The 15,043-nt window shown below is 74.1% G+C and carries 10 protein-coding genes; 7 read left to right on the forward strand and 3 right to left on the reverse strand.

The genetic code is table 11. The features are described from left to right. The first annotated feature begins 6 nt into the window (after nucleotides 1–6). Genes ACZ6PY_RS01445 through ACZ6PY_RS01455 form a run of 3 tightly spaced genes read left to right on the forward strand, consistent with a single transcriptional unit; the run spans nucleotide 7 to nucleotide 2,761 of the window. A complete protein-coding gene (locus ACZ6PY_RS01445) occupies nucleotides 7–543 on the forward strand; it encodes a PadR family transcriptional regulator (RefSeq protein ID WP_466068215.1) in 537 nt (178 codons plus the stop codon). After that, complete coding sequence (locus ACZ6PY_RS01450) at nucleotides 540–1,241, forward strand: ABC transporter ATP-binding protein (RefSeq protein ID WP_466068217.1); 702 nt, start codon at nucleotides 540–542, stop codon at nucleotides 1,239–1,241. The genes ACZ6PY_RS01445 and ACZ6PY_RS01450 overlap by 4 nt, the downstream gene beginning before the upstream one ends. Then, nucleotides 1,238–2,761, forward strand: coding sequence for an FtsX-like permease family protein (locus tag ACZ6PY_RS01455; RefSeq protein WP_466068219.1), 1,524 nt, complete (start codon nucleotides 1,238–1,240; stop codon nucleotides 2,759–2,761). The genes ACZ6PY_RS01450 and ACZ6PY_RS01455 overlap by 4 nt, the downstream gene beginning before the upstream one ends. A 108-nt stretch (nucleotides 2,762–2,869) precedes the next feature. Here the strand turns inward: ACZ6PY_RS01455 and ACZ6PY_RS01460 are convergent, their stop codons facing one another. Then, nucleotides 2,870–3,034 carry a hypothetical protein gene (locus tag ACZ6PY_RS01460; protein WP_466068221.1) on the reverse strand — a complete coding sequence of 55 codons (165 nt, stop codon included), beginning with the start codon at nucleotides 3,032–3,034 and terminating at the stop codon, nucleotides 2,870–2,872. Between the two features lie 63 nt (nucleotides 3,035–3,097). Between ACZ6PY_RS01460 and ACZ6PY_RS01465 the strand changes: the two genes are divergently transcribed. Further along, nucleotides 3,098–4,039 carry a threonine ammonia-lyase gene (locus ACZ6PY_RS01465; protein WP_466068223.1) on the forward strand — a complete coding sequence of 314 codons (942 nt, stop codon included), beginning with the start codon at nucleotides 3,098–3,100 and terminating at the stop codon, nucleotides 4,037–4,039. Between the two features lie 30 nt (nucleotides 4,040–4,069). Here ACZ6PY_RS01465 and ACZ6PY_RS01470 read toward each other — a convergent pair whose 3' ends face one another. After that, nucleotides 4,070–6,163, reverse strand: coding sequence for a S9 family peptidase (locus ACZ6PY_RS01470; RefSeq protein WP_466069366.1), 2,094 nt, complete (start codon nucleotides 6,161–6,163; stop codon nucleotides 4,070–4,072). A gap of 157 nt (nucleotides 6,164–6,320) precedes the next feature. Here ACZ6PY_RS01470 and ACZ6PY_RS01475 point away from each other — a divergent pair, with 157 nt between their 5' ends. Then, on the forward strand, nucleotides 6,321–7,748 hold the full coding sequence (locus ACZ6PY_RS01475) for an FAD-binding oxidoreductase (protein ID WP_466068225.1): 1,428 nt from the start codon (nucleotides 6,321–6,323) through the stop codon (nucleotides 7,746–7,748). A 140-nt stretch (nucleotides 7,749–7,888) separates the two neighbouring features. Here the strand turns inward: ACZ6PY_RS01475 and ACZ6PY_RS01480 are convergent, their stop codons facing one another. Continuing rightward, on the reverse strand, nucleotides 7,889–9,952 hold the full coding sequence (locus tag ACZ6PY_RS01480) for a SpoIIE family protein phosphatase (protein WP_466068226.1): 2,064 nt from the start codon (nucleotides 9,950–9,952) through the stop codon (nucleotides 7,889–7,891). A gap of 181 nt (nucleotides 9,953–10,133) precedes the next feature. Here ACZ6PY_RS01480 and ACZ6PY_RS01485 point away from each other — a divergent pair, with 181 nt between their 5' ends. After that, nucleotides 10,134–14,486, forward strand: a complete 4,353-nt coding sequence (locus ACZ6PY_RS01485) for a HAMP domain-containing protein (protein ID WP_466069368.1) — start codon at nucleotides 10,134–10,136, stop codon at nucleotides 14,484–14,486. Then, complete coding sequence (locus ACZ6PY_RS01490; protein WP_151463283.1) at nucleotides 14,483–15,040, forward strand: response regulator; 558 nt, start codon at nucleotides 14,483–14,485, stop codon at nucleotides 15,038–15,040. The genes ACZ6PY_RS01485 and ACZ6PY_RS01490 overlap by 4 nt, the downstream gene beginning before the upstream one ends. Nucleotides 15,041–15,043 lie beyond the last annotated feature (3 nt).

The following is a 15,043-nucleotide window of genomic DNA, read 5'->3' on the forward strand; positions in this document are numbered from 1 at the left end:
GTGGGCGTGTCCACTCAGCACGTACTGCTCGGGCTGCTCGCGCGCGGCCCCCGCCACGGCTACGAGCTGAAGCACGCCCACGACGAGCGGCTGCCGCGGGCCCGGCCGCTCGCCTTCGGGCAGGTCTACGCCACCCTGGCCCGGCTTCAGCGGGACGGCCTGGTCGCCCCGGCCGGGCAGGCCCGCGAGGGCGGGCCCGACCGCACGTCCTACGCGCTCACCGTGGCGGGGCGCGCCGCCCTCGACCGGTGGCTGGCCACCGTCGAGCCGCCGATGCCGTATGTGGCGAGCACCCTCTTCGCCAAGGTGGTGGTCGCGCTCATGGTGGCCGACGTCGAGCGGGCCCGCGCCTACCTGATCGCCCAGCGCCGGGCGCACACCGAGCGGCTGCGCGAGCTGACCGCCGTGAAGACGGCCCCGGCGGCCGGCCTCGACGACGTGATCGCGGCCGACTTCGCCATCGCCCACCTCGACGCCGACCTGCGGTGGCTGCACACCACCCTCGAACGGGTCGCCGACTGGCACCGGGAGGTGCACTCGTGAGTTTCCTGGAGGCGCGCGGCGTGGTCCGGGCGTACGGGCCGACGCCGGCCCTGCGCGGCGTGACGCTCGACGTTGCGGAGGGCGAGATCGTCGCCGTCACCGGCCCGAGCGGCTGCGGCAAGTCCACCCTGCTGCACTGCCTCGCCGGCATCCTGCGTCCGGACGCCGGGCAGGTCACCTGGCACGGGGAGCGGATCGACGAGTGGTCCGAGTCGGCCCGGTCCCGGCTGCGGCGCACCGAGTTCGGGGTGCTCTTCCAGTTCGGCCAGCTCGTCGCCGAGCTGACCGCGGCGGAGAACGTCGCCCTTCCGCTGCTTCTCGCCGGCACGGGGCGGCGAGAGGCGCGGACGGCGGCGGTCACCTGGCTGGAGCGGCTCGGCGTGGCCGAGGTCGCCGACGCCCGGCCGGGCGAGATGTCCGGCGGCCAGCAGCAGCGGTGTGCCCTGGCCCGGGCCCTGGTCACCGAGCCGCGGGTGCTCTTCGCCGACGAGCCCACCGGCGCGCTGGACACGCTCAGCGGCGAGCAGGTGCTCACCCAGCTCGTCCGGCTCGCCCGGGAGCAGCGCACCGCCGTCGTGCTGGTCACCCACGAGCCGCGGATCGCCGCGTACGCCGACCGCGAGGTGACCCTGCGCGACGGGGTGGTCGACCCGTCGGGCCTCGGTCTCGACGCGCCGGTGTCCGGCGGGCACCGGTGAGCCCGGGCACCCTGTTCCGGCTCGCCCGGGCCGGCACCCGGACCGACACCGCCCGGGTCGCGCTGACCGCGCTGAGCGCCGCCCTGGCCACGCTGGTCGGGCTGGCCGCACTCACCGTGCTGGCCATACCCACCCCACCGGCCAGCGACGGCAACTCCGTCCGCTGGTCCCTCCAGTACACCAACGGGCTGCTCCGGGAGCCGGGCCTGCGCGGCGGCCTGGCCTTCGGCCTGCTGCTGCTCGTGGTGCCGGTGCTCGGGCTGGCCGGGCAGTGCGCCCGGCTCGGCGCGCCGGCCCGGGACCGCCGCCTGGCCGCGTTCCGGCTGGCCGGGGCCACGCCGCACCAGGTCACCCGGATCGCGGCCGCGGAGACCGGGCTGGCCAGCCTGCTGGGCACGGTCGGCGGCCTCGCCGCCTTCCTGGCCGGCCACCGGCTGCTGCACCGGCCCGGCGCCGACGGTCGGCTGCCGCTGCCCACCGACGTCCAACCGGCCCCGGCGGCCGTGCTGGCCGTGGTGCTCGGCCTGCCGCTGCTCACCGCCCTGGTCAGCGCGGTGCTGCTGCGCCGGGTCACCACCACCCCGTTCGGCGTGGTCCGCCGGGTCCGCACCCGGGCGCCCTGGCCCTGGCCCGGTCTGCTGATCCTGGTGGGGCTGGCCCTGTTCGCCGCCTTCCGGCCGGTCGGCCTCTGGTACGAGCGGCGGCACGCCCTGCCGCCGCCCTGGCTGCTGCCGACGCTGCTGATCCTCGGCGCGCTGGCCGCCATGGTCGGGGTGGTCGCCGGCACCGGCTGGCTCTCCCACGTCGCCGGCCGCCTGCTGCACCGCTACGGCCGCCGCCCGGCCGCGCTGCTCGCCGCCCGCCGGTTGACCGCCGACCCGTGGGCGGGCAGCCGCACCTTCGCGGCGTTGCTGGCGGCGCTGATCTTCGGCGCGGGCGCCGCGGGCGTCCGGGCCGACTTCCTGGCCACCATGGAGCTGAACCGCCGGACCGGGTCCGGGCTCGCCGGCTCGGACTCCTTCTATCTCGGCGCGATGGATCTCGTCGACCTGGCCGTCGCCGTCTCCGTGGCGATCGCGGGTGGCGGGCTGCTGGTGGCGGTCGTCGAGGGCATCGCCACCCGGCGCCGGGCGTTCGCGGCGCTGGTGGCGACCGGGGTGCCCCGCGCCACCATCGGCCGCTCACTGCTCTGGCAGTCGCTCGCCCCGGCGGTGCCCGCGATCGGTCTCGCGCTGGCCGTCGGCTACCTGCTGGTCCGGGGCGTCTTCCCCGCGCCGAGGGGCGGGGGCTACGCGCAGGAGGTCTGCGACGCGGGCGAGCGGCTCTGCGGGGACCCGGCCACCCGGGCCCGCTACACCCGCACCGAGTGGGTGCCCGAGGCGATCGTCCCGCCGCACGTGCCGTGGGAGCAGCTGACCTGGTTCGCGGCCGGCGGGCTGGCCGCGGTGCTGCTCACCGTCGGCGTCGGCCTGCTCTTCCTGCGTGCCAGCACGACGGTCGAGGAGCTGCGCACGACCTGACGTGACGCGACGGGTGCGCTGCGCGAGCCGGGCGCCGGCGGGAAGCTGGGCCGGCGCGGCCTGCCTACCTGGCCGTGTTCCTGGTCGGCGGGGCCCCGGTCCGCTGAGTCAGCGCGGGTCGAACAGCCCGGCGGACCAGGCGACGGCCACGCCGATCAGCGCCGAGCAGCAGCAGACCACCAGGGCGGAGGCGACCACACCGAGGATCAGCCAGACCGGTGCGCGCCGGGCCGGCCCCGGCCCGCCCTCCGCCCGCTGCTCGTCCTCGCCCACCCGGGCAGTCTAGGCGGCCGGCGCGGGGCGGCGCCCGGTCCCGCGGCGCGGCAGGATGGTGCGATGGAGCTGGTCTCGATCGCCGACGTCCGGGCCGCCGCCGAGGACGTCGCGGGCACCGTGGTGCGCACCCCCCTGCTGCCGACGCTCTGGGACGACGAGCTGTGGCTCAAGCCGGAGAGCCTGCAACCGGTCGGCTCGTTCAAGCTGCGGGGGGCGAGCCACGCGGTGGCCCGGCTGGACACGGCCGTCCGGTCCCGGGGCGTGGTGACCCACTCCTCGGGCAACCACGGGCAGGCCCTCGCGTACGCGGCCCGGGCGTTCGGCGTGCCGTGCACCGTGGTCGTGCCGGAGGGCGCGCCGCGGGTCAAGGTGGACCGGATGCGCGCGCTCGGCGCGGACGTGCGGCTCGTGCCGCCGGCCCACCGGGTCGCCGAGGCCGAGCGGATCGTCGCCGACACCGGGGCCGCGCTCGTGCCGCCGTTCGACCATCCGTGGATCATCGCCGGGCAGGGCACCGTCGGCCTGGAGATCGTCGCCGACCTGCCCGACGTGGACGTGGTGCTCGTGCCGGTGGGTGGCGGCGGGCTCTCCTCGGGCGTGGCCACCGCGGTCAAGGCGCTGCGCCCGTCGGCCGCCGTGATCGGGGTGGAGCCGCTGCTCGCCGCCGACGCCCGCGACTCCCTGGCGGCCGGGGAGGTGGTGGTCTGGGAGGTCGAACGCACCTACCGGACCTGCGCGGACGGGCTGCGCACCAACCTGTCCGAGCTGACCCTGGCCCACCTGCGGGACCGGCTCGACGGCATCGTCACGGTCACCGAGGACGAGATCCTCGCGGCGACCGGGCGGCTGCTCCGGGAGGCCCGGCTGGTGGCCGAGCCGAGCGGCGCGGTCGCGCTGGCCGCCCGGCTCTTCCACCGGGACGAGCTGCCGCCGGGGCGTACGGTCGCGGTGGTCACCGGCGGCAACGCCGACCCGCACGTGCTGGCCCCGCTGCTGGGCTGAGGGGCGGGCGCCGCCCCCCAGCCCGGCGGGTCAGGCGCGGCCCAGCCGGTCGAGGGTCCAGGCGTTGACGAACGCCTCCTCGCGCCAGGCGTCGTACCGGCCGCTGGGGCCGCCGTGGCCCGCGCCCATCTCGGTCTTCAGCAGGTAGTCGCCCTGCGGGGCGACCGCCCGCAGCCGCGCGATCCACTTGGCCGGCTCGTGGTAGAGCACGCGGGTGTCGTTGAGGCTCGTCACCGCGAGGATCGCCGGGTAGTCCACGGCGGCCACGTTCTCGTACGGCGTGTACGACTTCATGTACTCGTAGACCTCGGGGTCGTCGAGCGGGTTGCCCCACTCCTCCCACTCGGTGACCGTCAGCGGCAGCGACGGGTCGAGGATCGAGGTGAGCGCGTCCACGAACGGCACCTGCGCGACGATGCCGGCGAACGCGTCCGGGGCCAGGTTGGCCACCGCGCCCATGAGCAGGCCGCCGGCCGAGGCGCCCCGGGCGACCAGCCGGTCGCTGGCCGTCCAGCCGGCCTTGACCAGGTGCCGGGCGCAGGCCACGAAGTCGGTGAAGGTGTTCTTCTTGGCCAGCAGCTTGCCCTCGTCGTACCAGCGCCGGCCCAGCTCACCCCCGCCGCGGATGTGCGCCACCGCGAAGATCACGCCCCGGTCGAGCAGGCTGAGCCGGGCGATCGAGAACCAGGGATCCATGCTCGCCTCGTAGGACCCGTAGCCGTAGATGACGGCCGGGGCGGAACCGTCGCGCGGGGTGCCCGCGCGGCACACCAGCGAGATCGGCACCCGGGTGCCGTCGTCGGCGAGCGCCCAGTCCCGGTGCTGCTCGTAGTCGGCCGGGTCGTACTCGCGCCCGTCCGGGCCGGGCCGGACCGGCTTCCGCCGGCGCAGCACCATCTGCCGGGTGACCAGGTCGTAGTCGTAGACCGAGTCCGGGGTGACCAGCGAGGTGTAGCGCAGCCGCACCTCGGCCGTGCGGTATTCCGGGTTGGCGTCGAGGCCGACGCTGTAGATCGGCTCGGGGAAGTCGATGTCGAAGCTGTCGCCGCCGCCGACCGGCAGCACGCGCAGCCCGGTCAGCCCGTTGGTGCGCAGCGAGACGACCAGGTGGTTCTCGAACGCGTCGACGGCCTCCAGCCGGGTGCCGGGGGTGTGCGGGATCAGCGGCGTCCAGTCACCCGGCGCGTCCGCCGAGGTGTACGCCAGCGCGAAGTCCTCGGCGCCGTCGTTGTGCAGGATCAGGAAGCGGTGGCCGTGGTGCTCGACCGCGTACTCGACGCCCTGCCGTCGGGGCGCGACGACGGCCGGCTCGCCGGTGGGGTTGCCGGCCGGGATGACCCGTACCTCGCTGGTGATCTTGCTGTGGATGTCGATGAGCACGAAGCGCTCGGAGCGGGTCAGCTCGACACCCACCCAGAACCGCTCGTCGTCCTCCTGGTGCACCACCACGTCCTCGGTCGACGGGGTGCCCACAGTGTGCCGCCAGACCCGGTTCGGCCGCCAGGCGTCGTCGACGGTGACGTAGAACAGCGTCGAGGCGTCGCTGGACCAGGCCGTGCCGTAGAAGGTGTCCGGGATCTCGTCGGGACGCACCTCGCCGGTCTGCAGGTCCTTGATCCGCAGGGTGAAGCGCTCGTCGCCGGAGAAGTCGGTGGAGTAGGCCAGCCAGCGCCCGTCCGGGCTGACGTCGAACGCGCCGAGGGCGAAGAAGTCGTGCCCCTCGGCGAGCTGGTTGCCGTCGAGCAGCACCTCCTCGCCGTCGAGCGGGGCGCCGTCCGCGCTGACCGGCGGGGCGGTCTCGCCGTCGCGGACGGCCCGGCGGCAGTGCACGCCGTACTGCTGGCCCTCGACCGTGCGGGTGTAGTACCAGTAGCCGTCCTTGCGGGTGGGCACCGACAGGTCGGTCTCCTGGGTGCGCCGGCGGGTCTCCTCGAACAGCTCCGCGCGCAGCCCGGCCAGGTGGGCGGTGCGCGCCTCGGTGTACGCGTTCTCCGCGGTCAGGTAGGCGATCGTCTCCGGGTCGTCCTTGGCGGCGAGCCAGGCGTACTCGTCGACGACGGTGTCGCCGTGGTGGGTCCGCTCGGCCGGAACGCGCTTGGCGACGGGGGCAGGCGACGGCTCCAGGTCGCGGCGCGGCGATCGACGCGCCGAGCTGGAGTTGTCGAAAGTCTCGGTGGTCACGGGCGCCACGTTACCGGCGGTGGGCCGCCCTCAGGTCCGCGCGCCGCCGAAGTGCGGCGACTCGCCGGCACGGCGTTCGAACATGTGTACGATAACCGCCATGGCGGCTGCAGCGCGTTCCACCGACCGACCCGGAGCCCTCGAGATCACCCGGAAGCTGGTGGAGATCTGCGGCCCGCCGTTCGCCCGTTTCGCCGGCCCGGCCGACGAGGTGGCCGGCCGGACGGCCCGCTGGGTGGCGGTGCCGGGTGGCCCGCACGCCGCGGCCGAGGTGCTCCGGCTGGCCGCGGCGCACGAGCTGACCGTGGTGCCCCGCGGCGCCGGCACGAAGATCGACTGGGGTGCCGCCCCGGCGCAGGTCGACATCATGCTCGACACCGGCCGGCTGGCCGGGGTGTGGCACGAGCCGCAGGCCTCCGCGGTGGCCGAGATCGGCGCCGGCACGCCGCTGCGGGCCGTCCAGGCCACTCTGGAGCGCAGCGGCCGGCGCCTCCCGGTCGACGCGCCCTCCCCCGGGGCGACCCTCGGCGGGGTGCTGGCCGCCGACGAGTCCGGCCCGCTGCGCCACCGGCACGGCAGCCCGTGTGCCCAGCTCGTCGGGGTGCGCTACCTCGACGCCGACGGCGAGCTGGTGAGCGTGGGGGAGCCGGGCACCGCGCTGCTCGGCCGGGCCGGGCCCGCGCGGGGTGGCGCGGCGGCGCTGTTCGGGGCGGCCGAGGTGCCGGGGCTCGACGTGGCCCGGCTGCTCTGCGGCTCGCAGGGCGGCCTCGGGGTGCTGGTCTCGGCCACCATGCGGGTGCAGGCCGTGCCGGCCGGCCGGGTCTGGGTGTCCCGTCCCGTGTGGACCCCGCTGGAGGTGCACGACCTGGTCCGGGCGGTGCTCGCGGCCCGGCTCGACCCGGCGGCCGTCGAGCTGGACCTGCCGGTGCCGGTGTCGCTGCCGCGCCGGCGGATCCCCGCCTCCCACCCGTCCGTGGCCAGCCGGCCCGACCACCCGGCGGTGACCGGGCGTCCGGGGCGGCCGGCCGCCGCGGGCAGCCTCGTGGTGCTCCTGGAAGGCGGCCCGGCCGACGTGGCGGAACGCGCCGACCGGCTCGCCGCGCTGCTCGGCCCCGAGGCTGTGGTCAACCACGCTGCCCCCGAGTGGTGGGGCCGCTACCCGTTCGCCCCCGGCGACACCGCCCTGCGGATCGACGTGCCGATCAACGATCTGCACGCCGCCGTCTACGCGCTGCGGGACGCGGCCGGCACCCCGGTGCCGGTCCGCGGCTCGGCCGGGATCGGCGCCGTGCACGCCGCGCTGCCCGGCTCGCTGCCGCCCGAGCGGGTGGCCTCGATCCTCGCCGCCGTCCGGGGCGTGCTCCTCGCCCGCCAGGGCCGCTGCGTGGTGGTCTCCGCTCCCGCGCCGGTCCGCCGCGCCGTCGACCTCTGGGGCGAGCTGCCCACCCTGCCCCGCCTCCGCACGGCGAAGGCCCACCTGGACCCCCACCACCGCCTGTCCCCCGGCCGCCTCCCGGGCGGCCTGTAACCCGCCCCCGCGCGCAAGCCCTCCCTCCCCGCCCCAGCCCTCGCCGCGGCGATCATGAAGTTGGCGGCGCCAAAACGGGCACGAACTGCCGCCAACTTCATGATCAACGGGGTGCGGGAGAGGGGAGAGGGAGGGGACCGTCAGAGGGCGTCGTTGCGGAGGACCAGGACGGCTATGTCGTCGCGTGGGGGTTCCACCGAGAAGGCGATCGTGGTGGCGCGGAGGCGGGCGGCGACCACGTCGGCCGAGTAGCCGGCCAGGGGTGCGGCGGCCTCGCGCAGGCGGTCGGTGCCGAACAGTTCCCGGCCGCGCCGGCGCTCGGTGACCCCGTCGGTGTAGAAGATCAGCGCGTCGCCCGGCTTGAGGGCGATCTCGGCGGTCGGGGTGGCGATCGCGTCGAGCAGCCCGAGCGCCGTCCCACCGGTGCCGACGAAGCCCGCACCGCCACCGCCGTGCAGCAGGACCGGCCGGTCGTGCCCGGCCAGGTGCAGCGAGACGTCGAGCTGATCGCCGTCGCCGGGGCCGACCGCCGCCAGCGCCAGCGTGCAGTAGCGGCCGCCACCCCGCTCGACGAGCGTCTCGTTGAGCCGGCCGAGCACCTCCGGCAGCGGCTTGCCGTCGCCGACCAGCACCCGGATCACGTCCCGGACCAGCCCGGTCACGGCCGCCGCCTGGACGCCCTTCCCGGAGACGTCGCCGATCACCACGAGCCACCGGCCGTCCGGCAGCGGCACCACGTCGTAGAAGTCGCCGCCGACCTCGGCGTCGTCCCCGGTCGGGACGTACTCGGCGGCGAAGCCGATGCCCTCGACCACCGGGAGCACGGGTGGCAGCAGCGACTGCTGGAGGGTCTGCGCGACGCGCCGGCGCTCGGCGTGGATCCGGGCGTTCTCGATGGCCAGGGCGGCCCGCCGGGCCACGTCCTCCAGCACCGAGACCTCGTCGGGGTCGTGCCGGTGCCGCTGGTGGCGGCCCACGGCCAGGGTGCCGAGCCGCTGCCCGCGGGCGATCAGGGGTACGGCGAAACCCTCCATCGGCCCGCTCAGCGGCACCTGCGCGGCGCTGCGGGACGCCTCCCGCAGCCGGGCCTGGATCGAGTCGGGGCCGGTCTCCTGGAGCACCCGGTGCAGCTGCGGCAGCACCGACTCGTCGGCGTGGCTGGCCGCGGCGAGCCGCAGCCGCCCCCACTCGTCGCTGGTGTGCACCGCGCACCACTGGCCGAGCCGGGGCACCACGAGCTGGGGGACGAGCGCCATGGTCAGCTCGACGTCGAGCGACTGGGCGAGCAGCTCGCTCGCCTCGGCCAGGAAGGTCAGCCAGGCCGACCGGCGGACGTCGGCGCGGCGCAGCCGGTCGTTCTCCAGGTGCAGGGAGAGCCGTTCGGCGGCGAGCACCGCGAGGGGCCGGGCGTACGCCGACGGCGCCGCGTCCAGCTCCAGCTCCCCGGCGTACGGGCGGTGCACGGCGAGCGGGACGCGCAGCAGCTCGTTGCCCTCCCGGGGCTGCCGGCCGTAGCGGGCGAGCACCTGGCGGCCCTGCCCGTCGCCGCGGTCCAGCCGCACCACCCCACCGGCCGCGCCGACCATCTCGGCGACCCGGGTGAGCAGCCCGGCGGCGAATTCCGGCAGCGGGTCGTCCGCGTACGGGTCGGGGATGGTCTGCATCAGCTCGCTCATCGCGGCGGCGCTCGGGGTGCCCCCGTCGGCCGGCGCGGTGGCGGCGAGTGTGGCGCGGGTCTCGGCCGGCCGGCCGGCCGCCTCGAGGCCGGGCCGGTCGAGCCGGAACCAGACGCCCTTCCCGGTGGGCAGGTAGGTGGTGCCCCACCGGCTGGCGAAGTGGTCGACCAGCAGCAGCCCGCGCCCGCGCTCGGCCACCTCGGTGATGTCGGAGGTGGTGTTCCGGACGCCGATCATCAGCTCGTCGACCGGGCCGGAGGCGAAGTCGGTGACCGTGACGGTGAGCCCCGCTGGGTCGGCTTCGACCTCGATGTCCAGTTCGGTGCGCGCGTGCTCCACCGCGTTGGTGGTGAGTTCGGTGGTCAGCAGCAGCGCCTCGTTGAGCAGCTCGTGCAGGTCCGCCTCCCCGAGCACGGACCGCACCAGCGCCCGGGCCGCCGCGGGCGTGCGCCGGTCCGCGGGGAGGCGGACCCGACGGACGTGTTCGTCCGAGCCGCCGTTCGTCGCCGGCCCCGTCTCCGCTGGCACCTCCGTATCCTCCACCGCGGCCACCCCGGGTGCCAAGCCGGTCGGCCGATCCGGTCGGCGGGGGACAGATCGGGCGTGGCGGGCGGTCGGAGCCCGTGCCCTCGACGCGACACGCGGCAGAATGGTGGGATGGCCGCGTGTCGGCACGAGCCTGATGGCCCCCGAGCTGAGCGAGGAACTGATGACCACGGCGAAACAACCGGTGGCCGGGGACGACCACGAGGTGCTCCTCGGTGAGCTGGTGGAGGCGCTGCGACGGGTCCGTCGCGGTGACCTCCGGGTCCGGCTGCCGCGGCGGGCCGGTCTGGCCGGCGAGGTGGCGGACTCCTTCAACGACGTGGTGTCGATGCAGGAGCGGCAGCACCTGGACCTGCGTCGGATCAGTCGGGTGGTCGGTCGCGACGGCCGGCTCACCGAGCGGCTCGACGACGAGGGCCTGGACGGCTCGTGGGCGGAGGGGCAGCGGGCGGTCAACTCGCTGATCGACGACCTGGGCCGCCCGACCACGGAGATCGCCCGGGTGATCGTGGCGGTGGCCGACGGCGACCTGTCGCAGCACATGGCGCTGGAGATCGACGGCCGGCCGCTGCGCGGTGAGTACCTGCGCATCGGCCGGACCGTGAACACGATGGTGGACCAGCTCTCGTCGTTCGCCGACGAGGTGACCCGGGTGGCCCGCGAGGTGGGCACCGAGGGCAAGCTGGGCGGCCAGGCGGACGTCCGGGGCGTGGCCGGCACCTGGAAGGACCTCACCGACTCGGTGAACACCATGGCGTCGAACCTCACCGGTCAGGTGCGGTCGATCTCCCAGGTGGCCACGGCGGTGGCGAAGGGCGACCTGTCGCAGAAGATCACGGTGGGCGCGCGCGGCGAGGTGGCCGAGCTGGCCGACACGATGAACTACCTCACCGACACGCTGCGGCTCTTCGCCGAGCAGGTGACCCGGGTGGCCCGCGAGGTGGGCACCGAGGGCAAGCTCGGCGGCCAGGCGGACGTGCCCAACGTGGCCGGCACCTGGAAGGACCTGACCGACAGCGTCAACTCGATGGCGTCGAACCTGACCAGCCAGGTCCGCAACATCGCCCAGGTCTCCACGGCGGTGGCCCGCGGCGACCTCTCCCAGAAGATCACGGTGGCCGCACAGGGCGAGATCCTGGAGCTGAAGGACACCGTGAACACCATGGTGGACCAGCTGTCGTCGTTCGCCGACGAGGTGACCCGGGTGGCCCGCGAGGTGGGCATCGAGGGCAAGCTGGGCGGCCAGGCCCAGGTGCGCGGGGTCTCCGGCACCTGGCGCGACCTGACCGAGAACGTGAATCAGCTCGCCGGCAACCTGACCAGCCAGGTGCGGAACATCTCGCAGGTGTCCACGGCGGTGGCCAAGGGTGACCTGTCGCAGAAGATCACGGTGGACGCGCAGGGCGAGATCCTGGAGCTGAAGAACACCGTCAACACGATGGTCGACCAGCTCTCGTCGTTCGCTGACGAGGTGACCCGGGTGGCCCGCGAGGTGGGCACCGAGGGCAAGCTGGGCGGTCAGGCGCAGGTGAAGGGGGTCTCCGGCACCTGGCGGGACCTGACCGACAACGTGAACTCGATGGCGTCGAACCTGACCAGCCAGGTGCGGAACATCGCCTCGGTCACCACGGCCGTGGCCAAGGGCGACCTGAGCCAGAAGATCACCGTGGACGCCCGGGGCGAGATCCTGGAGCTGAAGTCGACGGTCAACACGATGGTCGACCAGCTGTCGTCGTTCGCCGACGAGGTGACCCGCGTGGCCCGCGAGGTGGGCACCGAGGGCAAGCTCGGCGGCCAGGCCCAGGTGCGCGGCGTGGCCGGCACCTGGCGGGACCTGACCGACAACGTGAACTCGATGGCGTCGAACCTCACCGCGCAGGTGCGGAACATCGCCCAGGTGTCGACGGCGGTGGCCAAGGGTGACCTGTCGCAGAAGATCACGGTGGACGCGCAGGGCGAGATCCTGGAGCTGAAGTCGACGGTCAACACGATGGTCGACCAGCTGTCGTCGTTCGCCGACGAGGTGACCCGGGTGGCCCGTGAGGTGGGCACCGAGGGCAAGCTCGGCGGCCAGGCCCAGGTGAAGGGCGTGAGCGGCACCTGGCGGGACCTGACCGACAACGTGAACTCGATGGCGTCGAACCTGACCAGCCAGGTGCGGAACATTGCCTCGGTCACCACGGCGGTGGCCAAGGGCGACCTGGGTCAGAAGATCACGGTGGACGCGCAGGGCGAGATCCTGGAGCTGAAGAACACCGTCAACACGATGGTCGACCAGCTCTCCTCGTTCGCCGACGAGGTCACGCGGGTGGCCCGCGAGGTCGGCATCGAGGGCAAGCTGGGCGGTCAGGCCCAGGTGAAGGGGGTCAGCGGCACCTGGCGCGACCTCACCGAGAACGTCAACCAGCTCGCCTCGACCCTGACCACCCAGCTCCGCGCGATCTCCCAGGTCTCCACCTCGGTGACCCGCGGCGACCTGACCCAGCGGATCAACGTGAAGGCGCAGGGCGAGGTCGCCGAGCTGAAGGACAACATCAACCAGATGATCGTCACCCTCCGGGAGACGACCAAGAAGAACGCCGAGCAGGGCTGGCTCGACTCGAACCTGGCCCGCATCGGCGGCCTGCTCCAGGGCCAGCGGGACCTGGGCGAGGTCTGCCGCATGATCATGATGGAGGTGACCCCGCTGGTCGACGCGCAGCTCGGCGCGTTCTTCCTGGCGGACAGCTCGGACGGCAGCGTGCGGCTGCGGCTCACCGCCTCCTACGGCTACGTCGCCCGCGGGCACGACGTGACCTTCGGGCCCGGCGAGGGCCTGGTCGGGCAGGCCGCCCTGTCCCGGCGGACCATCCGGGTCAACACCCAGCCCGACGGGCGCCTGGTGCTCCGGTCCGGTCTGGCCGAGACGCCGCCGGCCGACCTCGTGGTGCTGCCGGTCCTCTTCGAGGGCGAGCTGCTCGGCGTGATCGAGTTCGCCGGCGTGACCACCTTCTCCGAGCTGCACCTGGCGTTCCTGGAGCGGCTGGTGCTGACCATCGGCGTCGCGGTCAACACCATCCAGGCCAACCGGCGTACGGAGGAACTGCTCGCGCAGTCGCAGCGGCTGGCGCACGAGATGCAGGAGCAGTCGGCGGAGCTCCAGCGCACCAATGCCGAGCTGGAGGACAAGGCGAAGCTGCTCTCCGAGCAGAAGACCAACATCGAGACGCAGAACCGGGAGATCGAGCTGGCCCGCCTCGGCCTGGAGGAGAAGGCCCAGCAGCTCACCCGGGCGTCGGCGTACAAGTCGGAGTTCCTGGCCAACATGAGCCACGAGCTGCGTACGCCGCTGAACTCGCTGCTCCTGCTGGCCCGGCTGCTCGCCGAGAACCCGGAGCAGAACCTGAGCGCCAAGCAGATCGAGTTCGCGCGGACCATCCACAGCGCCGGGTCGGACCTGCTCTCGCTGATCGACGACATCCTCGACCTGTCCAAGATCGAGGCGGGCCGGATGGACGTGGAGCCGACCGAGATCCACTTCTCGGAGATCCGCGGCTACGTCGAGCAGGCGTTCGCGCCGCAGGCCGAGGAGAAGGGCCTCGACTTCCAGGTGCGGATCAGCAAGGACCTGTCGCCGGCGCTGGTCACCGACGCCCAGCGGCTGCAGCAGATCCTGCGCAACCTGCTCTCCAACGCCGTGAAGTTCACCGACAACGGCGCGGTCACCCTGCGCATCGCGCCGGCCGCCGACAACGCCGTCTTCGACGTGCCGGCGCTGACCAACGCCCGGCAGGTCATCGCGTTCACGGTGATCGACACCGGCATCGGCATCTCGGACGACAAGCTCTCGCTGATCTTCGAGGCGTTCCAGCAGGCCGACGGCACCACGAGCCGGCGCTACGGCGGCACCGGTCTGGGCCTGTCGATCAGCCGGGACCTGGCCCGCCTGCTCGGCGGCACGATCACCGTGTCCTCCGCGCCCGGGCAGGGGTCGACGTTCACTCTCTTCGTACCCGATGTGCTGGCGCCGGACGCGGTGGTGGCGCCGGCGCCACCCTCGCCGCAGCGCGCGGGCCTGCCGTCGTCCCTGCTCATGCCCATGGAGCTGCCGCAGCCGCAGGAGACTCCGGCCACCCGCCGGCTGGAGGGCGTGACCGTCCTGATCGTCGACGACGACGTCCGCAACGTGTTCGCGCTGACCTCCGCGTTGGAACTCCACGGCATGACCGTGTTGTACTCGGACAACGGGGCGGACGGCGTCCGCCAACTGGCCGAGCATCCGGAGGTGGACATCGTGCTGATGGACGCGATGATGCCGGACCAGGACGGCTACGAGACGACCGCGCAGATCCGGCGCAACCATCGTTTCGCGGACCTGCCGATCGTGTTCCTGACCGCGAAGGCGATGCCGGGTGACCGGGAGTCGGCGATCGCGGCCGGGGGCAGCGACTACATCACCAAGCCGGTGGACCTGGACGAGCTGATCGAGCTGATGGCGTCCTGGATCGGCCGGAGCCGAGGCGAGGAGACTCCGTGACCCAGATGGCCAAGGCGCTGCTGGTGGACGACCGGCGGGAGAACCTGATGGCCCTGGAGGCGATCCTCCAGGGGCTTCCGGTGCAGTCGGTCGCCGTGGAGAGCGGCGAGGCGGCGCTCAAGCAGCTTCTGGTGGACGACTTCGCGGTGATCCTGCTGGACGCGCAGATGCCGGACATGGACGGCTTCGAGACCGCCACCCACATCAAGCGGCGGGAGCGCACCCGGCACGTGCCGATCATCTTCCTCACCGCCGCGGACAAGGACGCCCAGCTCGCCCTGCGGGGCTACGCGGTCGGGGCGGTCGACTACCTCACCAAGCCCTTCGACCCGTGGGTGCTGCGGGCGAAGGTGTCGGTCTTCGTCGAGCTGTGGGTGAAGACCCGGCAGCTCGCCGCGCAGTCGGATCTGGTGCGGGAGCGCGACGCCCAGTGGCGGGTGCTCACCGACGCGGTGGACGAGGCGACCGCGCTGCTGCGCGCCGACGACGACGCGGAGTCCCGGGAGCGTGCGGTGGACCTGCTGGAGCAGGCCCGCTGGGGCAACAACGCCTGAGCG

The organism is Micromonospora sp. NPDC048907 (assembly GCF_055586885.1).